The 20,358-nt window shown below is 72.5% G+C and carries 17 protein-coding genes; 12 read left to right on the top strand and 5 right to left on the bottom strand.

All coding sequences use genetic code 11. The features are described 5' to 3' along the window. Window positions 1–43: 43 nt before the first annotated feature. Entirely contained in the window at window positions 44–481 is a 438-nt protein-coding gene (locus IE269_RS13485) for a hypothetical protein (RefSeq protein WP_189823117.1), read from the bottom strand. 145 nt (window positions 482–626) lie between these two features. On the opposite strand from IE269_RS13485, the gene IE269_RS13480 reads away from it, so the two are divergent. Further along, window positions 627–2,879 carry an ATP-binding protein gene (locus IE269_RS13480; RefSeq protein WP_189823116.1) on the top strand — a complete coding sequence of 751 codons (2,253 nt, stop codon included), beginning with the start codon at window positions 627–629 and terminating at the stop codon, window positions 2,877–2,879. On the opposite strand, the gene IE269_RS13475 is transcribed toward IE269_RS13480, so the two are convergent. The 3 genes from IE269_RS13475 to IE269_RS13465 all read right to left on the bottom strand — a co-directional run bounded on the left by IE269_RS13475 (window position 2,837) and on the right by IE269_RS13465 (window position 6,482). Beyond that, window positions 2,837–3,709, bottom strand: coding sequence for a GNAT family N-acetyltransferase (locus IE269_RS13475; protein ID WP_189823115.1), 873 nt, complete (start codon window positions 3,707–3,709; stop codon window positions 2,837–2,839). The genes IE269_RS13480 and IE269_RS13475 overlap by 43 nt on opposite strands. Window positions 3,710–3,865: 156 nt before the next feature. Further along, entirely contained in the window at window positions 3,866–4,747 is an 882-nt protein-coding gene (locus IE269_RS13470) for a PaaX family transcriptional regulator (protein WP_189823114.1), read from the bottom strand. A gap of 4 nt (window positions 4,748–4,751) precedes the next feature. Then, the gene (locus IE269_RS13465; RefSeq protein WP_189823330.1) at window positions 4,752–6,482 is read right to left on the bottom strand and encodes an AMP-binding protein; all 1,731 of its coding nucleotides are present in this window, start codon (window positions 6,480–6,482) and stop codon (window positions 4,752–4,754) included. A gap of 296 nt (window positions 6,483–6,778) precedes the next feature. On the opposite strand from IE269_RS13465, the gene IE269_RS13460 reads away from it, so the two are divergent. The 10 genes from IE269_RS13460 (at window position 6,779) to IE269_RS13415 (ending at window position 16,302) form a co-directional block, all read left to right on the top strand. Then, window positions 6,779–7,960, top strand: coding sequence for an acyl-CoA dehydrogenase family protein (locus IE269_RS13460; protein ID WP_189823113.1), 1,182 nt, complete (start codon window positions 6,779–6,781; stop codon window positions 7,958–7,960). Beyond that, complete coding sequence (locus IE269_RS13455; RefSeq protein ID WP_189823112.1) at window positions 7,957–8,418, top strand: RidA family protein; 462 nt, start codon at window positions 7,957–7,959, stop codon at window positions 8,416–8,418. The genes IE269_RS13460 and IE269_RS13455 overlap by 4 nt, the downstream gene beginning before the upstream one ends. Before the next feature lie 68 nt (window positions 8,419–8,486). Beyond that, window positions 8,487–9,677: an NAD(P)/FAD-dependent oxidoreductase gene (locus tag IE269_RS13450; protein ID WP_189823111.1), complete on the top strand. Its 1,191-nt coding sequence runs from the start codon at window positions 8,487–8,489 to the stop codon at window positions 9,675–9,677. A 114-nt stretch (window positions 9,678–9,791) separates the two neighbouring features. Beyond that, on the top strand, window positions 9,792–10,127 hold the full coding sequence (locus tag IE269_RS13445) for a (2Fe-2S)-binding protein (protein WP_189823110.1): 336 nt from the start codon (window positions 9,792–9,794) through the stop codon (window positions 10,125–10,127). Beyond that, on the top strand, window positions 10,108–11,541 hold the full coding sequence (locus IE269_RS13440) for an FAD/NAD(P)-dependent oxidoreductase (protein ID WP_438817547.1): 1,434 nt from the start codon (window positions 10,108–10,110) through the stop codon (window positions 11,539–11,541). Before IE269_RS13445 ends, IE269_RS13440 begins: the two co-directional genes overlap by 20 nt. 184 nt (window positions 11,542–11,725) lie before the next feature. After that, entirely contained in the window at window positions 11,726–12,586 is an 861-nt protein-coding gene (locus IE269_RS13435) for a dihydrodipicolinate synthase family protein (RefSeq protein WP_229897669.1), read from the top strand. 38 nt (window positions 12,587–12,624) lie between these two features. Beyond that, complete coding sequence (locus IE269_RS13430; protein ID WP_189823108.1) at window positions 12,625–13,632, top strand: proline racemase family protein; 1,008 nt, start codon at window positions 12,625–12,627, stop codon at window positions 13,630–13,632. Continuing rightward, window positions 13,629–15,023 carry an aldehyde dehydrogenase family protein gene (locus tag IE269_RS13425; RefSeq protein WP_189823107.1) on the top strand — a complete coding sequence of 465 codons (1,395 nt, stop codon included), beginning with the start codon at window positions 13,629–13,631 and terminating at the stop codon, window positions 15,021–15,023. Before IE269_RS13430 ends, IE269_RS13425 begins: the two co-directional genes overlap by 4 nt. A gap of 40 nt (window positions 15,024–15,063) precedes the next feature. Next, complete coding sequence (locus tag IE269_RS13420; RefSeq protein WP_189823106.1) at window positions 15,064–15,774, top strand: GntR family transcriptional regulator; 711 nt, start codon at window positions 15,064–15,066, stop codon at window positions 15,772–15,774. A 93-nt stretch (window positions 15,775–15,867) separates the two neighbouring features. Continuing rightward, window positions 15,868–16,302, top strand: coding sequence for a VOC family protein (locus tag IE269_RS13415; RefSeq protein WP_189823105.1), 435 nt, complete (start codon window positions 15,868–15,870; stop codon window positions 16,300–16,302). 83 nt (window positions 16,303–16,385) lie between these two features. Here the strand turns inward: IE269_RS13415 and IE269_RS13410 are convergent, their stop codons facing one another. After that, window positions 16,386–17,774, bottom strand: coding sequence for an aminopeptidase P family protein (locus IE269_RS13410; RefSeq protein WP_229897613.1), 1,389 nt, complete (start codon window positions 17,772–17,774; stop codon window positions 16,386–16,388). A 174-nt stretch (window positions 17,775–17,948) separates the two neighbouring features. Between IE269_RS13410 and IE269_RS13405 the strand changes: the two genes are divergently transcribed. Next, entirely contained in the window at window positions 17,949–20,294 is a 2,346-nt protein-coding gene (locus IE269_RS13405) for a collagenase (protein WP_189823104.1), read from the top strand. The last annotated feature ends 64 nt before the right edge of the window (window positions 20,295–20,358 follow it).

Raw genomic sequence — 20,358 nt, 5'->3', positions numbered from 1 at the left:
GCAGTGAGGGCGGGGACGGACCCCTCCTGCTCCTCCCGCACGCTCAGACGAACTCCCCGTCGGTCTTCAGGTTGAGACGGACGTTGGTGTTCGCCGTGCCGTTGTTCGTGACGCAGGCGGTGTAGTCGCCGGCCCCGGGGAACGTGCCGTTGGTGTCCCGGAGTTCCACCGCCCAGGCGGAGACCAGGCCCGGGGAGCCGGTGCCGGGAACCGTCACACCCTGGTACTGGAGCTTGAACTTGGCACCCTGCTGGGTGGCGGTGCCGTCCGCCCGCACCTTGTGTTCGGCGTGCTGCTGCACACAGCGCTGCTCGCCGGGGTGGAGGGTGCCGCCGTAGAACTGGGCGGCACTCGCCGGGCCGGCCGCGGCCAGCAGGGCGAGGGCGGCTGCCCCGGCCGCCGCGGCACCGGCGGTGAGCGCCTTCCCGCGCCCGCTCGCGGTGCGGATCCCGCGGCTCTTCGTGATCGTCGTGGTGTTCATGGTTCCCGTGCCTCCTGCGCTGGCTGTTCGATCCGACGCAGGAAACGCTACGAGCGGCCGGTAGCCGCATTGCAGACCGATCGGCGTCCACTTTCCGTCCGATGCACCCCCACTGTGTCCAGGCCGCGAAGGCCATACTGGGAAGGTGGCTGACATCCGGTCGGGCGAGTGGTTCGAGGCGGCACGGGAACGCGGGTTCGTGGGGCGCAGGCAGGAGTCCGCGCTCTTCGGCGACCTGCTGGAACGCAACTCCGGTTCCGTGCTGTTCGTGCACGGTCCCGGTGGCATCGGCAAGACCACCCTCCTGCACCACTTCGCCCACCTGGCGGCCCAGCGCGGCCACGAGCCGGTGCTGCGGGACGCCCGCGACGTGCTGCTTCCCGGCACAGGTCCGGAGCGGGGACCGGAAGCACACGGGCCGGGCCGTGTCCTGCTGCTGGACGCCGCCGACGCCCTGCCGGAGGAGGCACTGCGCCAGGAACTGCCCACCCTGCCGCTCCCCGACCTGGTGACGGTCCTGGCGGCACGCAACGCCCCACCGGTCGCCTGGCGCGTCGACCCCGCCTGGCGCGAACTCCTGCACAGCCTGCGGCTCGGACCGCTCGACACCGAGGAAAGCCTGCGCCTGCTCCGCGGACGCGGAATGCCCGGGGTGCACGGGCAGCAGGAGGAGAACCGGATCCTGGCCTTCGCCCGCGGCCACCCCCTGGCCCTGGCACTCGCGGCCGACATCGAGGCGCACGGGGGAGTGTCCGGCGACCTGTCGCCCGCCGACTCGCCGCAGATCGTCCGGACCCTGCTGGACTGCCTGCTGGAGTCCGTACCCTCGCCCCTGCACCGCACCGCGTTGGAGGCCACGGCCCAAGTCCTGGTCACCACCGAGTCCCTGCTCGCCGAACTCCTCGACGTACCGGACGCGGGCCCCGTGTTCGCCTGGCTGCGGACGCTGTCGGCGATGGACCACGTACGCCACGGCATCCGCCCGCACGACCTGGTGCGCGACGCCCTCGACGCCGAACTGCGGTGGCGGCACCCCGACTTGCGGACCAAGCTGCGCAAGCGGGCCGGCGCGTACTACCTCCGGCTCTTCGACGAAACCGACCTGGACCGGCAGCGTGCCGTGCTGCCTGACTACGCCTATCTGCACCGGGAGAGCCCGGTGGTGGGCCCCGTGCTCACCTCGGCCCTGCCGCCCTCCGACGACGGACTCGACCGGCTGGCCGTCGCCCCCGGCACCCCGGCGGACCTGGACGCCCTGTGCGCGATGGTCCGACGGCACGAGGGTGCACAGTCCGCGGACCTCCTGCGCGACTGGTCCCGCGGGCACCCGGCGTTCGAGCCGTACGCGATCCGGGCGCGTACCATCCGGCCCGACGGGGGAGCCCCGGAGCCCTCCGGCTGCTACGCACTGCTGTGGCTCTCGGGCGGCGACCGCAACGACGGCAACGACCACGACGGGCCGGGGACGGCCGCCGGCCCCGAAGGGACGGCCGCGGAGGTGGACGATCCGGCCGTGCATGCCGTACGCCGCTGGCTGGCAGGCCCCGGAGGTCTGCGCGCGGGAGAACAGGCGCTGTTCGTACGTTTCTGGCTCGACGCCGAGATCTACCAAGGTCCCTCTCCCGTCCAATTGCTGATCACCCTGCGACTGACCCACCACTACCTGACCGCCCGCAGCCCCGCCCTCACCCTGCTGCCCTTCGCCGACCCGGACGCCTGGGCCGAGGGGTGCGCCTATGTCGGCTTCGGCCGGCTGCCGGAGGCGGACTTCACCGTGGGCGGCATCACCTACGGCATGTTCGTCCACGACTGGCGACGCAACCCCCGGGACGTCTGGCTGCGGCAGCTCACCGCCCAGGGAGCCACGACCACCCCCGTACCGTCACCGGCACCCCCGGCCTTCCCGGACCAACCCGTCCTGGACCAGGACCAGTTCGCGGCGGCCGTACGGGAAGCCCTGCGCCGGCTCGACCGGGTGGACGGCCTTGACGACTCCCCGCTGCTCGACACCCGACTGGTCCGGACCCAGTGCGCAGCCCACGCCGGACCCCGCGAGCGGGCCACCGTGCTGCGGGAGGCGATCGCCACGGCCGCGGCCCAACTGGAGGCGTCCGTCGCCGACCGCCGGGGCTTCCGCGCCCTGCACCACACCTTTCTCCGCCCGGCCGGCACCCAGCAGCGGGCCGCCGACCTGCTCGGCCTGCCCATGACGACCTACCGAAGGCACCTGGCCGCCGGGACGGACCGGCTGACGACGCTGCTGTGGCAGCAGGAACTCTCCACCGAGCCCCCGCCCACCCGTGCCCGCCCCGCCGATCGCCGTCCCGGCGAGGCCGCGCCTCCCGTCGCCGAGCCTCACTCCCGCGTGACCACCACCCGGGTGGACACCTCCTCGTAGCCGAGACGCTGGTAGATCCGATTGCTGAGGGGGTTCGCCGTATCCGCGAACAGCAGCACCTCGCCCACACCCGCAGCCACCGCTGCCGCGCTCACGTCCGCCGTCACCGCCGCCGCATACCTGTTCCCGCGCAGCTCAGGAGGTGTGTAGACCAGGGAGACCCGCACCATCCCCGCTGCGGGGGGCGTGACGCCGGCCATCGACACCGGTATGCCCTCCGGGTCCTCCCACACGGTCAGGCCGCCGTGTGCCAACCGCTCGTCGACGATGGCCTCCGCGCGGGTCCCGGGCTGCCCCGTGTCCGCGGCGAACGCCCGCACCCAGTCCACCAGCACCCCACGGTCCTCCGGTGCCGCGAGCCGGGCCCGCCCCGCGGGCAGCCGGGCCGGTGGTATCAACTCGCCCAGCCGGTACAGCCGATGCTCGACCCCGCGCCCCGGAGCGACACGTCCGACACCGCCCCGCTCCGACCAGGCGGCAGCCGCCTCCTCCGCCGCCTCGCTCTCCGCATGCAGACCGGTGAACCTCCGGCCGCCCAGGACCACTTCGTCGTCCAGTGCCAGCACCAGCGGGCGGACCGCATCCGGGGGCACCGCACCCAGCAGTACCGGCTCCGGCGGGGTCCATATCAGCGCCCCGTCCACGATTCCGTCGGCCGGGCGGCGCCACCAGCCGAAGAGCGGCGGCTCCTCGCCGTAGGCGTCCGGGCCCCGCCGCTCCAGCGTCGCCGACACCGTCAGCAGCAGCGTGTCCCGCGCCGGTCTGGACGCCAACGACTCACGAGCGGCGTCCAGGAATTCCTTGAGGTCTTCCGTGAAAGTCCAGGTCATGCCTCATCATGCGCAGACTGCCGAGAACCGTGCGCGCAAGTATCCACAGGCGCGGGAATTTGTCGTACGAATGCGCCCGTCGGCCCGCATCCGAGCCCCGCGTCCGAGCCTCCTGCCTCCCGGACCCCCGGCCCGCCCGGCCCGCCTCCGAACCCCCTACACCCCCCGCACGAACTCCGCCCCCGCGTCCCGCAGCCGTGCATGAAGCCCCGCGAAGACCTCCGCCGACCGCCCCCCGGGCCAGTCCTTCGGCAGCAGTTCGGCAGGCAGGCCCGGGTCCGCGTAGGGCAGGTGCCGCCACGAGTCGAGCGCCAACAGGTAGTCCCGGTAGGCCCGTTCCGAAACATCCGTCGCACCCGTATCTGCCCGCACGCCCCCCGGGCTCCCCGGCCCCTCCGGACCCCCCGCCTCCCACCCCCGCAACACCGGCTCGTGCCGCTCCAGAAACGCATGGTGCAACTCCGCGATCTCCGCCAGATCCCACCACCGCGCCACCGAGTCCCGCGTCGCCGCGAACCCCAGGTGATCGCCCCGGAACAGCTCGACGTACTCCGCCAGTTGCAGCCGCTCCAGCGTGTGCCGGGTCTCCTCGTACAGGCCCCCCGGCGCGATCCACACCCCCGGCGCCGCCGTCCCGAAGCCCAGCCGCGCCAGCCGCGAGCGCAGCACGTGCCGCTTCGCACGCTCGGCCTCCGGCACGGAGAACACCGCCAGCACCCACCCGTCCGCCAGGCTCGGCTCCGTACCGGCGTAAATGCGGCGGTCCCCGTCGTCCAGCAGTTGGCGGGCGTCGCCGGACAGCGCGTACCCGGCCGCCCCCTCCGGTGTCCGCGCCGACTCCAGCAGCCCGCGCCGCTTGAGGCGCGAGACCGCCGACCGTACGGACGGCGCGTCCACACCCACCGCCGCGAGCAGCCGGATCAGCTCCGCCACGGGCATGGGCACGTCACCGCCGCCCCGGAGAAGGCCGGGGCCGCCGCGCCCGTAGGCGCCGTACAGCGTGATGATCAGCGAGCGAGGAGTGTGCAGGTCAGCCACGCGATCACTGTACGGTCCCGGACGCACCCGGCATGCCGGTCCCGGACGCACCCGGCATCCCGGCCCCCGGCACACCCGGAACCCCCGCCCCATTGCCCGCAGGCCACGGCCCACCCGCATTCCGCAGCCGGAAGCGCTGGAGCTTGCCCGTCGGGGTGCGCGGCAGCACGTCCAGGAAGACGATCTCTCGCGGGCACTTGTACGGCACCAGCTCCGCCTTCACGAAGTCCCGCAGCAGCGCCACCCTCTCCTCGCTGCGCGGCACCCCCTCCCGCAGCACCACGTACGCGGCGACCACCTGCCCGCGCAGCTCGTCCGCCCGGCCGACCACCGCCGCCTCCAGCACGTCGGGGTGACGCAGCAGTGCGTCCTCGACCTCGGGGCCCGCGATGTTGTACCCGGCGGACACGATCATGTCGTCCGCGCGCGCGACGTAGCGGAAGTAGCCGTCCGCATCACGCACGTACGTGTCGCCGGTGAGGTTCCAGCCGTGCCGTACGTACACCTGCTGGCGTTCGTCCGCGAGGTAGCGGCAGCCCACCGGGCCGCGCACCGCGAGCAGCCCCGGCTCGCCGTCCGGCACCTCGGCGCCGTCGGCGTCCACCACGCGCGCCTGCCAGCCCGGCACCGGCTTCCCCGTGGTGCCGGGGCGGATGTCGTCGTCCGCCGCCGAGATGAAGATGTGCAGGAGTTCGGTGGCACCGATGCCGTTGATGACGCGTACGCCGGTCTGCTCGTACCAGGCCTGCCAGGTTGCCGCCGGGAGGTTCTCGCCCGCCGACACACAGCGGCGCAGCGCGCTCAGGTCGTGCGAGACCTTCGGGTCCGCCAGTTCGTCCAGCATGATCCGGTACGCGGTCGGCGCGGTGAACAGCACCGACACCTGGTGCTCGGCCAGAGCGGGCAACAGCTCGCGCGGGCCCGCCTGTTCCAGCAGCAGCGTCGAAGCGCCCACCCGGAGCGGGAAGATCACCAGGCCGCCGAGCCCGAAGGTGAAGCCGAGCGGCGGGCTCCCCGCGAACACGTCGTCCGGCTCCGGTCGCAGTACGTACTGTGCGAAGGTATCGGCGATGGCCAGCACGTCGCGGTGGAAGTGCATGCACCCCTTGGGGCGGCCCGTCGTCCCCGACGTGAACGCGATCAGCGCCACGTCGTCCGCCGCCGTGGCCACCGCCTCGAACAGCGGCGGCTTGATCGCCGCCCGCCGCACCAGGTCGTCCGGCGCATCCCCGCCGAACGCCGTGGTCAGCAGCCCCGGCACCCCCGCCTTCACCAGGTCGTCCAGCGTCCGTACGTCGCACAGGGCATGGCTGACCTGCGCGATCTCGCAGATCGTGGTCAGCTCGGCGGCCCGCTGCTGGGCCAGTACGGTGACCGCCACCGCGCCCGCCTTCATCACCGCCAGCCAGCAGGCCACCAGCCAGGGCGTGGTCGGGCCGCGCAGCAGGACGCGGTTGCCCGGCACGATCCCCAGGTCCTCGGTGAGCACGTGCGCGATCTGGTCCGTGTGCTCGCGCAGTTCGCCGTACGACCAGACCTCGCCGTCCAGCATGCGCAGCGCGGGACGGTCCGAGCGGAACTCCGCCAGCGGGCGGTCGACGAGTTCGGCGCCGCAGTTGAGCCGGTCGGGGTACTGGAGCCCCGGCAGCTCGAAGCGGAGCTCGGGCCACTGCTCGGCGGGCGGCAGGTGGTCGCGCGGGAAGGTGTCGGTGTGGGCCGAGGGGTGCAGCTCCATGGCCATGACGGGTTGGCCCCCTTGCAGCGGGCAGTCCGGTTGCGACTGACGGTCTGACGGGTGGGTGATCCTGCCGTGCGGTGGTACGGGCGCTGTGGTGACGTGTCCAGAAAGTGCACCAGAAAGCGCACCAATAGGTGCACCAGAAGGTGCAGCGGTACGCGGTACGCGGTGCGGGTGGCGCGGTGCGTGAGTGCGGTCGCCTGTAGTACGGGCCCTCCCGAGCGTATCGTGACGGTGACGACAGTCAACGGTCCGCGATAAACGCGGGATGCGCGAGCTGAGAGGGGCCGCAGATGCCCGGATTCGCCCTGGAACCGCAGCAGCGCGAGTGGTGCGAGGAGTTGCGTGCGCTCGCCGCGGAGCGGTTGCGCCCTCTGGCGGAGAAGGGCGAGCCGGGGCGGCTCAACCGCCCCCTGGTCGCCGCCCTCGGCGAACTCGGCCTGCTGGAGCGGCTCTTCTCCTCCGGCGCGCTCGACCTGTGCCTCATGCGGGAGTCCCTCGCCCACGGCTGCACGGAGGCGGAGACCGCCCTCGCGCTCCAGGGGCTCGGCGCGTCCCCGGTCGCCCGTGCGGGCACCGACGCCCAGCGCGCACGCTGGCTTCCAGGGGTACGGGAGGGCCGCCTCGTCGCCGGATTCGCGCTCAGCGAGCCGGGCGCGGGCTCGGACGCGGCGGCCCTGGAGCTGCGGGCGGACCCGGACCCGGACCAGGACCACGGCCAGGACCAGGACCACGACCACGGCCAGGACCCGGACCAGGACGGGGGCAGGGCCGGCGGCTGGCTGCTGAGCGGCGAGAAGTGCTGGATCTCCAACGCCCCGTACGCCGACTTCTACACCGTCTTCGCCCGTACGACACCGGATGCGGGCGCGCGAGGCATCACCGCTTTCCTGGTGCCCGCCGACCGGCCCGGGCTCACCGGCAGCGCGCTCGACATGCTCTCCCCGCACCCCATCGGCGCGCTCGCCTTCGACCGCGTGCGCGTCACGCCGGACGACGTGATCGGCGCGCCCGACCAGGGGTTCCGGGTCGCCATGGACACCCTGAACCTCTTCCGCCCCAGCGTGGGCGCGTTCGCGGTCGGCATGGCGCAGGCCGCACTCGACGCCACGCTCGCGCACACCGCCACCCGCACCGCCTTCGGCGGGCCGCTCAAGAACCTCCAGTCCGTCGCCCATCAGGTCGCCGAGATGGCCACGCGGACCGAGGCCGCCCGGCTGCTCGTCTACGCGGCCGCCGCCGCGTACGACAGGAACGAACCGGACGTGCCCCGGAGTTCCGCCATGGCGAAACTCTTCGCCACCGAAGCCGCCCAGTACGTCGTGGACGCGGCCGTCCAACTGCACGGCGCACGCGCCCTGCAACGCGGCCACCTGCTGGAACACCTCTACCGGGAGGTGCGCGCACCCCGCATCTACGAAGGCGCCACCGAGGTCCAGCGCACCATCATCGCGAAGGAGCTGTACGCACGATGACCCCCGCAGACGACACCGGCGGACGCCTCCAGCGCCACAACCCCGCCGAACTCTCCCCGCCCACCGGCTTCTCGCACGCCGTCAGCGTCGCCGCCACCGGCTCCCGGCTGGTGTTCCTCGCCGGGCAGACCGCCCTCGACGGGGCGGGCAAGGTGGTGGGGGAGACGCTGGTCGAGCAGTTCGAGACGGCGCTCACCAACCTCCTGGCCGCCCTCGCCGACACCGGCGGCACCCCCGCCGACCTGGCCCGGGTGACCGTCTACGCCACCGACGTCGCCGACTACCGAGAGCACGCCCCCGAACTCGGGCGGATCTGGCGGCGGTTGGCCGGACGCGACTACCCGGCGATGGCCGTGATCGGCACGGTCCGGCTCTGGGACGTACAGGCACTCGTGGAGCTGGACGGCATCGCCGTGCTCTCCGATGCTCGTGAGGCGGGGGGAACCGCCGAGCACTGAGGGACAGTTGAGAATCAGGCGTCTCAAGAACCCTTGGCACCCCAAGTGTTGTGTGACATATTACTGATGTGTTCACGAGACGCCCCTTTGATGTTGTCGTCGTCGGAGCCGGAGTGGTCGGCGCGGCCTGCGCCTTCTATGCCGCCCGCTCCGGCCTGAGTGTCGTCGTCGTCGACCGCGGCCCCGTCGCGGGCGGCACGACCGGCGCCGGCGAGGGCAACCTGCTCGTCTCCGACAAGGAGCCGGGCCCCGAGCTCGACCTCGCGCTGCTGTCCACGAGACTGTGGCGCGAGCTGGCCGAGGAATTCCCGGAGCGGATCGAGTACGAGCCCAAGGGCGGCCTCGTCGTCGCCACCACCGGGCACGGGCTCGACGCCCTGCGCACCTTCGCCACCACACAGCGCGAGGCGGGCGTGACCTGCCAGGACATCGAGGGCGCAGACGCCCTGCACGACCTCGAACCCCACCTCGCCCCCGGCCTCCCGGGCGGCGTCCACTACCCGCAGGACGCCCAGGTCCAGCCCGCGCTCGCCGCCGCCCACCTGCTCAGGGCCTCGGGTGCCGAGCTGAGGCTGGGCGAGGAGGTCACGGCCGTCCTGCGCGGGCCCGACGGTGCGGTACGAGGCGTGCGCACCCCGCGCGGCGACCTCCTCGCCCCCGCCGTGGTCAACGCCGCCGGAACCTGGGGCGGCCAGATCGCCGCGCTCGCCGGGACCGAGCTCCCGGTGCTGCCCCGACGGGGATTCGTCCTGGTCACCGAGCCGCTGCCGCGCGTCGTACGGCGCAAGGTGTACGCGGCCGACTACGTCGCCGACGTGGCCAGCGGGTCCGCCGCGCTCCAGACCTCCGCCGTGGTGGAGGGAACCGCCGCCGGGCCGGTGCTCATCGGGGCGAGCCGGGAGCGGGTCGGTTTCGACCGGTCGCTGTCGGTGGAGGTGCTGCGGAGGCTGGCGCGGCAGGCGGGGGAGCTGTTCCCGGTGCTGAAGGGGGTGCGGGTGATGCGGACGTACCACGGGTTCCGGCCGTACCTGCCGGACCATCTCCCGGCGATCGGGGCGGACGCACGGGTGCCGGGCCTCTTCCAGGCGTGCGGGCACGAGGGGGCTGGCGTCGGGCTGGCACCGGCGACCGGCCTGTTCGTGGCGAACGCGCTCACGGGCGGGACGGCGGGGCCCTCGGGCGGGCTCCCGGTCGGGGCGCCGACGCTCGCGGAGGCCTTCCGGCCGGAGAGGTTCGGGGTGGGGGCGGGGGTGGTGTGACGGCGGGGGCGGGTGTGACGGTGCCGGCCTGCCTCCGCCGTCCGCCCGCCGCCCCAGCTCCCGTCGCCGTACCCGCGCCCTCGCCTGCTGGGGGCTCCGACCGAAAGGCCGGCCATGAGCCGCAATCCCCGCGACACCTCCCGCACCCCCCTCGACCTCGCCCACGCCACCCCCGATCCCGCCTTCGAGATCACCCTCGACGGCCGTCCGCTCCCCGCCCTGCCCGGCCAGAGCGTCGCCGCCGCGCTCTGGGCCGCCGGGATCCTCTCCTGGCGCACCACCCGGCGGGACGGCCGCCCGCGCGGCGCGTTCTGCGGGATCGGGTCCTGCTACGACTGCCTCGCCACCGTCAACTCCCGCCCGAACCAACGCGCTTGCCTCGTCCCGGCCCGCCCGGGCGACGCCGTCACCACCCAGGAAGGAACCGGGCGTGCCGACCTTGCCGTCTGACGACACCGTCCCCGCCGCACCAGACGCTTGCGACGACGCCCCGTACGACCTCGCCGTCGTCGGCGCGGGTCCCGCCGGGCTGGCGGCCGCCGTCGCCGCCGGGCGGCTCGGCCTGCGGGTCGCCCTGCTGGACTCCGCCGCCCGCACCGGCGGCCAGTTCTACCGGCACCCCGCCCCCGGCCTGGGCGCCCGCCGCCCCGAGGCCCTGCACCACGCCTGGCAGGCGTACGCCGACCGGGCCGCGCGCCTGGAGGCGCTCGTCGCCGCCGGACGCGTCGACCACCTCGCCGAGCACCACGTCTGGGCCGTCACCGGCGCGGCGGGGGAGTGGTCGGTGCACGCCGCCCTCGGACCCGACGGCGCCGATCAGCGCCGTACCGTACGGGCGGCCAAGCTCCTGCTCGCCACCGGGGCGTACGAACGCCAACTCCCCTTCCCCGGCTGGACCTTGCCCGGAGTCGTGGGGGCCGGTGGCGCGCAGGCCATGCTCAAGGCCGGGCTCGTCCTGCCCGGACAGCGGGTCGTCGTCGCCGGGAGCGGGCCCCTGCTGCTCGCCGTCGCGGGGTCGCTCGCCGCCGCCGGGGCGGAGATACCCGCGGTTCTCGAAGCGAGCGGTTACGTCGGATACACCCGCCGTCCCGCCACCCTCGCCGCCAACCCCGGCAAGCTGGCCGAGGGGGCGGTGCACGCCGCCGCACTCCTGCGCCACCGCATACCCGTGCGCACCCGCAGCGCCGTCACCGAAGTGCACGGCAAGGACCGCGTCGAAGCCGTCACCGTCATGCGCCTGGACCGCGACTGGCGGCCCGTGCCCGGCACGGAGAGGCGGATCCCCTGCAATGCCCTCGCGGTGGGCCACGGACTCGTCCCGCAGCTCGAACCCGCCACCGGCATCGGCTGCGCCACCCGCCTCACCCCCGACGGCACCCACGCCCTGGTCGTCGACGACCGGCAGCGCACCACCGTGACCGGTGTGTGGTCCGCCGGTGAGAGCGGAGGTGTCGGCGGCGCGGAACTCGCCCTGTTGGAGGGTGAGTTGGCGGCACTCGACATCGCCGGAAGGGACGGGAGGGGCCGGACGTCCCGGGCCCGCCGCCGGGACCGGCTGCGTGGCTTCGCCGACGCCATGGCCGTCGCCCACGCGCCGCGCCCCGGCTGGACCGCATGGCTGGACGACGACACCGACGTCTGCCGCTGCGAGGAGGTCACCGCCGGTCAAGTACGGGAGGCCGTGGCGGAGTTGGGTGCACGTGACGCCCGTACCGTCAAACTCCTCACCCGCGCCGGCATGGGCTGGTGCCAGGGCCGGATGTGCGGGGCCGCCGTCGCGTGCCTGGCGGGAGGCGCGGGCGACACCGCATCGCGCCGCCCGCTGGCCTGCCCCGTCACCCTGGAGCAACTGGCAGAAGACTGAGCAACGAGAGGCGGAAGGTACGCAGTTCGTGCCCAGGCCCTCTTGCCGGACCCGTCCGCACTTCAATAAAATGTCACACATCACACGAGGGAGATCTCACATGAACGCGTCGCACAACAGCTCCGCCGAAGCCGAAGCCGTGACCGGGACCACCGCCGCCCGCCGCCACCCCTGGCGCGGCATCATGGTCGCCACCACGCTCCCCTTCCACGACGACCTCACCGTCGACTACGACACCTACGCCGCCCAGGTCGCCCGCCTCCTCGCGGCCGGCTGCGACGGCGTCGTGCCCAACGGCTCCCTCGGCGAGTACCAGACCCTCACCGACGAGGAGCGCACCCGCGTCGTGGCGACCGCCGTCGAGGTCGCGGGCGGCGACCGCGTCATGCCCGGCGTCGCCGCGTACGGCAGCGCCGAGGCCCTGCGCTGGGCCGAGCAGGCGGGCGAACTGGGCTGCGGCTCCGTCCTGTTGCTGCCGCCCAACGCCTTCCGGGCCGAGGAGGGCGCGGTGCGCGCCCACTACGCCGAGGTCGCCCGCGCCGGGGTCCCCGTCGTCGCGTACAACAACCCGTACGACACCAAGGTCGACCTGACCCCGCAGCTCCTCGCCGACCTGCACGCCGACGGCAGTATCGTCGCCGTCAAGGAGTTCTCCGGCGACGTCCGCCGCGCCTACGAGATCGCCGAACTCGCCCCGGAACTGGACCTGTTGATCGGCGCGGACGACGTCCTGCTGGAACTCGCCCTCGCCGGCGCCGTCGGCTGGATCGCCGGATACCCCAACGCCCTCCCCGACGCCTCGGTCGCCCTCTACCGGGCCGCCGTCGCCGGCGACCTGGAGACCGCGCTGCCCCTGTACCGCGCGCTGCACCCGCTGCTGCGGCTGGACTCCAAGACCGAGTTCGTCCAGTCCATCAAGCTCTCCATGGACCTCGCGGGCGAGCGCGGCGGCCCCACCCGTCCGCCGCGCTTCCCGCTCCCCGAGGAGCAGGCGTCCATCGTGCGCTCCGTCACCGAGAAGCTCATCGCCGACGGCCACCGCTAGTCCGGAAGAACCACCAACCAGCCGCCACGGAGGCCCAGTTGCGCACCCGTCACGTCTTCCACGCCGTCGACTCCCACACCGAGGGCATGCCCACCCGCGTCATCACCGGCGGCGTCGGCACCATCCCCGGCGCCACCATGGCCGAGCGCCGCCTGCACTTCGCCGAGCACCGGGACGCCGTCCGCACGCTCCTGATGTACGAGCCGCGCGGCCACGCCTCCATGAGCGGCGCCATCCTCCAGCCGCCGACCCGCCCCGACGCGGACTACGGCGTCCTTTTCATCGAGGTCTCCGGCTACCTCCCGATGTGCGGGCACGGCACCATCGGCGTCGCCACCGTCCTCGTCGAGACCGGCATGGTGGAGGTGCAGGAGCCCGTCACCACCGTCCGACTCGACACCCCCGCAGGGCTCGTCTCCGTCGACGTCCAGGTGAAGGACGGGGCCGCCACCGGCGTCACTCTCACCAACGTCCCCGCCTTCAGCGTCGCCCTCGACCGCAAGATCGAGGTACCCGAACTCGGCACGCTCACCTATGACTTGGCGTACGGCGGAAACTTCTACGCCTTCGTCCAGCTCGACGCGGTCGGCCTGCCCTTCGACCGCGCCCGCAAGGACGACATCCTCGCCGCCGGGCTCGCCCTGATGGACGCCGTCAACGCCGACGCGGAGCACCGCCCCGTGCACCCCGAGGACGACCGCATCGCCGGGCTCAAGCACGTCTACTTCGCGGCCCCCGGCTCCGACGCCGTCCGCTCCCGGCACGCGATGGCCATCCACCCCGGCTGGTTCGACCGCTCGCCCTGCGGCACCGGCACCTCCGCCCGCATGGCCCAACTGCACGCCCGCGGCGAACTCCCCATCGGCCGCGACTTCGTCAACGAGTCCTTCATCGGTACGGAGTTCACCGGCCGGCTCGTCGAGGAGACCACCGTCGGCGGCCTGCCCGCGGTCGTGCCCACCGTCACCGGACGGGCCTGGATCACCGGCACCGCACAGTACTTCCTCGACCCGACCGACCCGTTCCCCGGGGGTTTCCTCCTGTGACGAGCACACTCGCTCCCACCCGCGTGGTCTCCCGCAACCCCGCGAACCCCGCCGACCAGGTCGCGGACGCCCCCAGTGCCGGTACCTGGCGGACGGTTGAGGCGACCGACCACGCCCGCGACGCGCACCGCACCTGGTACGCGTCCGGTGCCGCCGCCCGCTCGCAGGCGCTCACCGCCGCCGCGTACGCCGTCGAGCAGGCGGGCGCGGAGCTGGCGGAGCTCGCGGTACGAGAGGTGGGCAAGCCCCTCGCCGAGGCGCGCGGCGAGGTCGCCCGCACCGTCGCCATCCTCCGCTACTACGCCCAACTCCCGTACGACGCCACCGGATCCGTCCACGAGCCCGCCGCCGGACCCGGGCTGCTCCTCACCCGGCGCAGGCCGTACGGCGTCGCCGGGCTGATCACCCCGTGGAACTTCCCCTTCGCCATCCCCGTCTGGAAGGCGGCACCCGCCCTCGCGGCCGGGAACGCCGTCGTCCTCAAGCCCGCCCCCGAGGCCACCGCCTGCGCGCTCCGCCTCGCCGAACTCGTCCAACAGGCGCTCCCCGACGGCGTGTTCACCGTCGTGCCCGGCGGGGCGCCCGAGGGCAACGCCCTCACCTCCGCCGCCGACGTCGTCTCCTTCACCGGCTCCACCGTCACCGGAGGCGCCGTCGTCCGCACCGCCACCGCGCGCGGCATCCCCGTCCAGGCCGAGATGGGCGGCCTGAACGCCGCACTCGTCCTCCCGGACGCCGACCCGCGCCGGGCCGCGGCCCACATCGCCGCCGCCATCTCCGGGTACGCGGGCCAGAAGTGCACCGCCACCAGCCGCGTCATCGCCGTGGGTACGGCCCTCGGGCCGCTCCGGGACGCCCTCGTCGACGCCCTGCGCGCGATCCCGGCCGCCGACCCGGCCGACCCCGCCACCGTGTGCGGTCCGGTGATCTCGGAGCAGGCGCGCCGGAAGGTGCTGGACGCCACCCGTGACGTGACCGTACTGGCGGGAGGAAGGCCCGTACACGACGAAGGGTGGTTCGTGGAGCCGACGCTCGTCGAGCAAGTACCCTCGGGGCACGCTCTGTTGAGGGAAGAGGTGTTCGGTCCCGTGGCCGCCCTGCTGCACGCCGAGGACCTCGGTCAGGCCGTACGGATGGCCAACGCCGTCCCGCACGGACTGGTCACCTCCGTGCACACCGCCGACCTCGACACGGCACTGCACGGACTCGACGCGCTCGACACGGGCATGATCCGCATCAATGCGCCATCGACCGGTGTCGACTTCCACCTCCCCTTCGGCGGAACGAAGTCCTCCAGCCACGGCCCGCGTGAACAGGGGCGCAGCGCACTGGACTTCTACACCTCGACACGTACGTACTCGCTGCACCGGGCCACCGACGGCGCAACGTGACATTGTACGCTGGCAGTCCGCAGCAACACGGAGGACCGCCATGGGTGAACTGAAGCAGCAGCGCCACCTGATCACCGCACAGGAACGACTTCGCGACCAGGTGGCGAACGCCCTGCGCGCAGCACTCATCGCGGGCGAACTCCGCCCGGGCTCCGTCTACTCGGCGCCGGGTCTCGCCGCCGACTTCGGCGTCTCGGCGACGCCGGTGCGCGAGGCGATGCTGGACCTGGCGCGCGAGGGTCTGGTGGAGCCCGTACGGAACAAGGGCTTCCGGATCACCGAGGTGAGCGAGCGCGATCTCGACCAGTACACCGAGATCCGCGCGCTCATCGAGGTGCCGGTGGTCGGCAAGGTCACCAGGACCGCCACCCGGGAGGAACTGGAGGCGCTGCGTCCGGTCGCCGAGGAGATCGTGGCCACCGCCCGCAAGCACGACCTGATCGGCTACCTGGAGGCCGACCGCCGCTTCCACCTCACCCTGCTGGGGCTCGCGGGCAACGAGCGGCTGGTGGAAACGGTGGGGGACCTGCGCAAGCGCTCCCGTCTCTACGGCCTCACCCGTCTCGACGAGCGCAATGAACTCCTCCCCTCGGCACAGGAGCACCTGGAGCTGCTGGACCTGATGCTGACCGGTGACGCCGAGGCCGCGGAGGCGTGCATGGCGAGGCACCTGGGGCACGTGAGGTCGCTGTGGGCGCAGGCCAGGGACGAGCCGGTCGAGCCGAGGCAGCCGGCGGCGCGTTTCTTGTAGCGGGGGGAAGGGCGGCGTACCAGGATGGGAGGTCCATCCTGGTACGCCGCCCTTGTGCTGTTCGCGGCGACCCGTGCAGTGGAGGAGATTTCCGTGGAATGGACCCTCGAAGTCGTCATGGTGCCGGTGTCGGACATCGACCGGGCGAAGGACTTCTACGCGCAGAAGTGCGGATTCAAGGTCGATATCGACATGCAGATCAGTGAGACGACACGGGTCGTGCAGCTGACGCCGACGGGGTCGCGATGTTCGATCGTGCTCACGGAAGGGATGGCGCCGCCGGCGGAGTGGGCGTCGGTGGCGGCACCCGGGTCGCTCCAGGGCATGCAGGTGTGCGTGGTGGACGTGGTGGCGGGGCGGGAGGAGCTGGCGGGGCGGGGGGTGGACATCAGCCCGGTGATGCACCTGGGGGAGAAGGGGTGGGAGGAGGGCAAGGGGGACACGTGGAACTCGTGGGCCTACTTCCGTGATCCCGACGGCAACGGCTGGGTCCTCCAGGAGGCGCCGGCACCCCTGTCGGAGCGGTAGGAGTTGTGTCCCCGCCCCGCGCTCTCGTGCTCGCGGGGCGGGGAGCCGGACCCGGACCGGGTCCGGCACGGCTCGGCCACGGCTCAGCCCAGCAGCTCGCCCATCCAGGACTCGACCGCCTCCGCCTCGCGGGGCAGCGCCGAGGACATCAGACGGGCGCCCTCCGCAGTGATGACCAGGTCGTCCTCGATGCGGACGCCGATTCCGCGCAGCTCCGCCGGGAGGGTCTCGTCGTCCGGCTGGAGGTAGAGGCCGGGCTCGACCGTGAGGACCTGGCCCTCCTCCAGGACCCCGTCCAGGTACTGGGAGGCCCGCGCCTGCGCGCAGTCGTGCAGGTCGAGCCCCATCATGTGCCCCGAACTGCACAGCGAGTACCTCCGGTGCAGCCCGCTGTCCGCCCGCAGCGACTCCTCCGGCGACACCCGGAGCACCCCCCACTCGTGCAGCCCCTCGGCCAGCACCGCCGAGCACGCCCGGTGGAAGTCCCGGAAGCTCGCCCCCGGCTTCAGCGCCGCGATCCCCGCGTTCTGCGCGGCCAGCACCAGGTCGTACACCTGCCGCTGCACCGGCGAGAAGCGTCCCGACAGCGGCAGCGTGCGCGTGATGTCGGAGGTGTAGAGGCTGTCGGCCTCGACGCCGGCGTCCAGCAGGAGCAGCTTCTCCCGGTCCAGCGCCCCGTCGTTCCGTATCCAGTGCAGGACGCACGCATGGGCGCCGGACGCGGCGATGGTGTCGTACCCGGGGCCGTTGCCGTCCGCGCGGGCGCGGAGGTTGAAGACGCCCTCGATCCACCGCTCGCCGCGCGGGTGCGCGAGCGCCGCCGGAAGTGACCGTACGACGTCCTCGAACCCGTGCACCGTGTGGTCGATCGCCAGCTGGATCTGCCCCACCTCCCACGCGTCCTTGACGAGCCGCAACTCGCTCAGAGCAGTGGTGAGTTCGGGGTCGTTGCCCGCCACACGCGACTCCGCGCCCACCTTCAGGTCGTCCAGGTGTGCGCACCGGATGCCCGTCAGGTGCGCCGCCTCGTCGAGGTCGGGCCGCCGGCCCACCCAGAACTCCCCGTACCTGCGGTCGCGGTAGAACTCGCCGCGCCCGTCCGTGCGCGGCGAGCGCGGCCGTACGTAGAGGACCGCCTCCCCGTCCGGCTGGATCACCAGGACGTGGCCCGGCTGGTCCTCGGTCGTCAGGCCGGTCAGCCACACGTACGCGCTGTACGGGCGGAAGCGGTAGTCGCAGTCGTTCGACCGGACCTTCAACTCGCCTGCCGGAATGACCAGTTGCTCGCCGGGGAAGAGCGCGGCCAGCCTCGCCCGCCTCCCTGCGAAGTGCTCGAAGCCCGGAACGCGTGCGTCCGAAGGCAGCGGAGAGGGCGCCCAGCGCTCTCCCATGTACGCGTCCAGCGCGGGAGAAACCGGCAAATCATGGCTGACAGTGCGGAGTTGAGCGGTCCGCTTGGGGTGCGAGGTCACGTTTTCGCCTCCAGGGGCAGGAGAGTTGGCCGAAGCCTTGTCAGTGCAATTTCACATTACTATGTTACGGGTCACACCTCGGGGCGCGGTAGCCGACGGAAGCCGACGGCAGTCGTGCGGACCGGCCCCTCAACTCCCCACACAGATCCGGAGATCCAGGTGTCACACCCGCGTATGCCGCGCAGGATCCTGCTGGCCGCAACCCTCTCCGCAACCCTCGCCCTCCCGGCGGTCCAGTCCGCCCAGGCCGCGCCCGCGCCCCCCACGACGAACGCCTCCTCCGACGTCGCCCGCCAGCCGCAGCCCCGTGCGGCCCAGGCCGGCGCCAACCCGTTCGACGAGGTCCAGCGCCTCGCGAACGCACCCAGGTCGACGAAGCCCGCACCCGCCCCCGCGCCCCGTGCGATCACCTCGAACGGGCGCATACCCGCAGCTCAGAAGGGAACCACGGCGCAGAAGAGAGGGGAGCGCAGAGAGCTCAGAGCCGCCGTCGCCCCCTGCACCCTCGACGGCATCACGGGCCTGAGCCCCACCCAGTTCGCCGACTTCCTCACCGACCCGGCGGTCACCGCCGACGGCTGTCTGCGCGACCTGATCTGGACCTGGGACGCACGGCTGATCCCCGTCATGTCCGACGCCCATGTCCAGGCCGTCTCCCGTCGCGCCGAGTCCCTCGCCGCCGCCCACGACGGCAAGAACACCACCCACCTGCTGGAGATGTTCACCTACCTCCACGCGGTTGCCTACCACGACTTCTCGCGCACCGAGATCGACATCACCGACGCCCCGACCGTCGACGCGATGCGCCGCGCCATCGCCGCGTACGGCACCGCCGCCCGCACCTTCGACGTCACCAAGGCCAACGCCGAGACCCTGCGCGAAGCCCTCATCGCGGGCAGCGCTCCCGGCCTGCGCCAGCACCAACTGGGCCTGATCCAGAAGGTGTTGGCGACGATGGACCCCACCCACACCGCCACCCACAAGGACCGCGACTGGGCCGGCGCGGCCCTGTCCGCGCTCTCCCTCAACTACCTCGGCGTCTACTCCGGCAACCAGGACACCGCCTTCCGCAACGCAGTCGCCGCCGACGCCACGTACCGCAACGCCTTCAAGGCCTTCGCGGGCTACATCCACCTCAAGGGCACCGAGAACGAGTGGGTCGTGCGCGACGCGCTCAGCGAGTACGGCCGCTTCGGCGAGATACCCGCACTCAAGGACGGCGTCGTCGCCGACCTCGGCACCCTCCTGGCCACCGCCAAGCAGAACTTCGGCGAGGGCAGCCAGCCCTGGGCCAAGGTCGCCACCTGGCTCAACTACTTCGGCGCCTGCCAGCAGTACGGCGTCTGCAAGGCCGACATCGAGAAGAAGATCTTCCCGTACACCTACACCTACGACAACGGTGCCATCAAGGTCCGCACCGGCCTCAGCCGCGCCACCGTCGACCAGCTCTACTACGCGTCCAAGCAGGTCAAGGCCCAGTTCCACCGAGTGATCGGCAGCACCGAACCGATCGCGGGAGACACCAACACCACCCTCAACATCGTCCTGTACGGCTCGCGGGCCGACTACGAGAACTACCACCCGCTGCTCACCGGCATGGACACCAACAACGGCGGCATCTACATCGAGCGCGGCGCCACCTTCTACACCTACCAGCGCCGCGTCCCCCAGGACTCCTCGCTCACCCTCGAAGAGCTCTTCCGCCACGAGTACGTGCACTACCTCAACGGCCGCTTCGCCGTGCCCGGTTCCTTCGGCGAGGGCCCCTGGTACCAGAACGACCGCACCACCGCCATGGACGAGGGCACCGGCGAGTTCTTCGACGGCGCCACCCGCGAAGACGGCATCGCGGTGCGCAAGTCCCTGGTCAAGAGCATCATCGCCGACACCGCGGGCGGCGGACCGCGCATGACGGTCAATCAGCTCCTGCACGCCACCTACGACGGCGACGGCTTCCGGTTCTACTCGTACGCCGGAACCTTCTTCGAGTACCTGTGGCGCGACCACCCCGGCAAGCTCCAGGAGATGTACAAGCACCTGCGGGCCAACAACGTCGCCGCCTTCGACGCCTGGCGCAACCAGCAGGGCTCCGACGCCAACCTCCAGCGCGGCTACGACGCCTTCCTCGACCAGCAGATCGCCGTCGTCGACCAGCTCTACGTGCCCAACACCCAGTACACGCCGGTCGGTTCGCTGAAGTTCACGGCCGTCGCCGACGTCAAGGCGGCCTTCAAGACCGCCACCTACATGGACCCGACCGCCTGCAAGGACGACGGCGGAAAGGAGCTCGCCCGGTTCGTGTGCACCGGGCGGATCACCGCGAACCTCAGCAACTCCGGTGACCCCAGCAAGGTGTTCAAGGACATGTCCGAGACCGTCGACTACTACCTGCTCGACCGTTCCAAGCCCGCCGCGAACAACTTCGCCGACATGAACTGCTCCTTCGGCAAGGTCGACGTCTGGACCGACGGCCGGGCCGGCACCGCGGACTACACGTGCGAAGGCCCGCTGCGCCGCTAGCACCACCCGCACCACCCCGGCACCACCCCTCACCCTCACCCGGGGCCCGGCCCGTTTCAGGTCG

The organism is Streptomyces spiroverticillatus (assembly GCA_014650415.1).
Classification (GTDB): Bacteria; Actinomycetota; Actinomycetes; order Streptomycetales; family Streptomycetaceae; genus Streptomyces; species Streptomyces spiroverticillatus.
Note: the sequence above shows the minus strand (reverse complement) of the source record. Positions and strands in the feature narration are given on the sequence as shown.

Bases quoted from the DNA above. Each gene is read 5' to 3' on its own strand.
- IE269_RS13445 (WP_189823110.1), top strand. From the start codon at position 9,792: ATGAGCCGCAATCCCCGCGACACCTCCCGCACCCCCCTCGACCTCGCC.
- IE269_RS13485 (WP_189823117.1), bottom strand. From the start codon at position 481: ATGAACACCACGACGATCACGAAGAGCCGCGGGATCCGCACCGCGAGC.
- IE269_RS13460 (WP_189823113.1), top strand. From the start codon at position 6,779: ATGCCCGGATTCGCCCTGGAACCGCAGCAGCGCGAGTGGTGCGAGGAG.
- IE269_RS13435 (WP_229897669.1), top strand. From the start codon at position 11,726: ATGGTCGCCACCACGCTCCCCTTCCACGACGACCTCACCGTCGACTAC.
- IE269_RS13455 (WP_189823112.1), top strand. From the start codon at position 7,957: ATGACCCCCGCAGACGACACCGGCGGACGCCTCCAGCGCCACAACCCC.
- IE269_RS13475 (WP_189823115.1), bottom strand. From the start codon at position 3,709: ATGACCTGGACTTTCACGGAAGACCTCAAGGAATTCCTGGACGCCGCT.
- IE269_RS13420 (WP_189823106.1), top strand. From the start codon at position 15,064: ATGGGTGAACTGAAGCAGCAGCGCCACCTGATCACCGCACAGGAACGA.
- IE269_RS13405 (WP_189823104.1), top strand. From the start codon at position 17,949: ATGCCGCGCAGGATCCTGCTGGCCGCAACCCTCTCCGCAACCCTCGCC.
- IE269_RS13465 (WP_189823330.1), bottom strand. From the start codon at position 6,482: ATGGAGCTGCACCCCTCGGCCCACACCGACACCTTCCCGCGCGACCAC.